The sequence below is a fragment of the Streptomyces sp. KLMMK genome (genome assembly GCF_036961605.1).
Lineage (GTDB): Bacteria > Actinomycetota > Actinomycetes > Streptomycetales > Streptomycetaceae > Streptomyces > Streptomyces telluris.
On sequence record NZ_JBAMDC010000629.1, the window covers coordinates 1 to 2,372 of the forward strand.

The 2,372-nt window shown below is 74.4% G+C and carries 4 protein-coding genes; all 4 read right to left on the minus strand.

The annotated features are described in order from the left end of the window. On the minus strand, nucleotides 1-728 hold a 728-nt coding region (locus V7793_RS36480), incomplete at its 3' end, for a protein kinase domain-containing protein (RefSeq protein WP_336013968.1). 83 nt (nucleotides 729-811) lie between these two features. Further along, nucleotides 812-1,618, minus strand: a complete 807-nt coding sequence (locus V7793_RS36485; protein ID WP_336013969.1) for a thiazole synthase — start codon at nucleotides 1,616-1,618, stop codon at nucleotides 812-814. A 9-nt stretch (nucleotides 1,619-1,627) separates the two neighbouring features. Beyond that, nucleotides 1,628-1,828 carry a sulfur carrier protein ThiS gene (gene thiS, locus V7793_RS36490; RefSeq protein WP_336013971.1) on the minus strand — a complete coding sequence of 67 codons (201 nt, stop codon included), beginning with the start codon at nucleotides 1,826-1,828 and terminating at the stop codon, nucleotides 1,628-1,630. Between the two features lie 35 nt (nucleotides 1,829-1,863). Continuing rightward, nucleotides 1,864-2,372, minus strand: a 509-nt coding sequence (locus V7793_RS36495; RefSeq protein ID WP_336013970.1) for an FAD-dependent oxidoreductase, incomplete at its 5' end; no start/stop codon positions are given.

Sequence of the window (2,372 nt, forward strand, 5' to 3'; positions counted from 1 at the left end):
CCCGGCACGGCCGCCGACGGCGGCGGGACGTCCGCGTGGAGGTGCTGGTAGAGGACCTGGGCCGGGGTGCTCCCCGTGTGCGGCTTGGCGCCGGTCAGCATCTCGTAGAGGACGACGCCGCACGCGTAGACGTCCACGCGCGGATCGGCGGTGCCGTGCTCCAGTTGCTCGGGGGCCAGGTACGACACCGTGCCTAGGACGGATCCGGTGGACGCGGTGGTGTCGGTGTCCACGGCCCGGACGAGCCCGAAGTCGGCGACCTTCACCCGGCCGTCGTCGCCGATCAGCACGTTCTCGGGCTTCATGTCGCGGTGCACCAGGCCCGCGAGGTGGGCCGCGCCCAGCGCGGCCAGCACCGGCTCCAGGATGTCGAGGGCGGCGCGGGGCTGGAGGGCCCCGCGCTCGCGCAGCACGTCGCGCAGGGTGCACCCGGGCACGTACTCCATCGCCAGATAGACGTACGGGCCGTCGGTGCCCTGGTCGTAGACGCCCACCACGTTGGGGTGGTCCAGGCGCGCGACCGACTTGGCCTCGCGGATGAAGCGCTCCACGAACGCGGTGTCGGCGGCGAGGCCGGGGTGCATCACCTTGACCGCGAGCACCCGGTCGAGCCGGGTGTCGAGGGCGCGGTAGACCGTGGCCATCCCGCCCACGGCGATGCGGGCCTCGACCCGGTAGCGGCCGTCGAGCGTGTGCCCGACCAACGGGTCCCCTAGCGTCGTATCCACGCGACGAGTCTAAAAGGGTGGGAGCTCCGCCAAAAAAGTGGAGCCGTCCGGCGCCCGAGGACCGGTCCGGGGCGGAGTCCCGGTCAGCCGCCCGGGCCGAACGCGGGCCGCTCCGGATCGAGACGTGCCAAGCCCTCCGCGGGAGAAGACGCCTCGGCGAAGTGCCGCCGCGGTATCCGTCCCGCCCGGTACGCCAGCCGCCCGGCTTCCACCGCGTGCCGCATCGCCTCGGCCATCAGCACCGGCTCCTGCGCGCGGGTCACCGCGGAGGCGAGCATCACCGCGGCGCAGCCCAGCTCCATGGCGAGCGCTGCGTCGGAGGCCGTGCCGGCGCCCGCGTCGAGGATCACGGGGACCCCGGCCCGCTCGGTGATCAGCTGGAAGTTGTGCGGGTTGCGGATGCCGAGGCCGGAGCCGATGGGCGAGCCCAGCGGCATGATCGCCGCGCAGCCGGCGTCCTCCAGCTTGCGGGCGAGGACCGGGTCGTCGTTGGTGTACGGCAGCACCGTGAAGCCGTCGTCCACGAGGATCTCCGCGGCGTCGAGCAGCTCGACCGGGTCGGGCAGCAGCGTGCGCTCGTCGGCGATCACTTCGAGCTTGACCCAGTCCGTGCCGAGCGCCTCCCGGGCCAGCCGGGCGGTCAGGACGGCCTCGCCGGCGGTGTAGCAGCCGGCGGTGTTCGGCAGCACCCGGATGGAGTGCCGCTCCAGCACGGACAGCACGGAGCCCCGGACGCTCGCGTCCAGGCGGCGCATCGCGACGGTGGTCAGCTCGGTGCCGGAGGCGAGCAGCGCGCGCTCCATGACGTCGAGGCTGGGCGCCCCGCCGGTGCCCATGATCAGCCGGGAGCCGAAGGTGGTGTCGGCGATGGTGAGCAGATCGTCCGCCATCAGTGCTGATCAGCCCCCCTGCACTGCGGTGAGGACCTCGACGCGGTCGCCCGCGCCGAGCCGGGTGGCGGCCCACTGGCCGCGCGGGACGACGGCCTCGTTGACGGCGGCGGCGACGCCGCCGGGCGCGGTGGTCATGCTCGCCACGAGACCGCCGAGGGTCAGGCCGTGGGGCACCTCGCGGTGCTCGCCGTTGACGCTGATGCCCATGCGGGCCTCGGGGTTGTCGGTGGGGTCGCTGGGGTTCATACGGGCAGCTCCTGCAGCGCGTTCGAGAAGCGTCGGGGGGTGAAGGGGCGGGCCTCCTCGGGGAGCCGCCCGGTGGTCAGCACCTCGGCCATGACGTCGCCGGTCAGCGGGGCGAGGAGGACGCCGTTGCGGTGGTGGCCGGTGGCGGCGTGCAGCCCGGGCAGGGCGGTCGGGCCGAGGAGGGGGGCGTTGTCGGGGGAGCCGGGGCGCAGTCCGGCGGAGGTCTCCACCAGGGGCAGCTCGGTGATGCCGGGCACCAGCTCGTGGGCGTCGCGCAGCAGCTCGTAGACGCCGCCGGCGGTGACTGTGGTGTCCCAGCCGAGCTCCTCGGTGGTCGCGCCGAGGACGAGCTCGCCGTTCTCGCGCGGCACCAGGTAGACCGGCCCGCCGCGGACGACCGCCCGCACGGTGCGGGAGAGGAAGGGCGCGTACGCGTCCGGGACGCGCAGCCGCAGCACCTGGCCCTTGACGGGGCGCACGGGCGGCAGGACGTCGGCGGGGACGC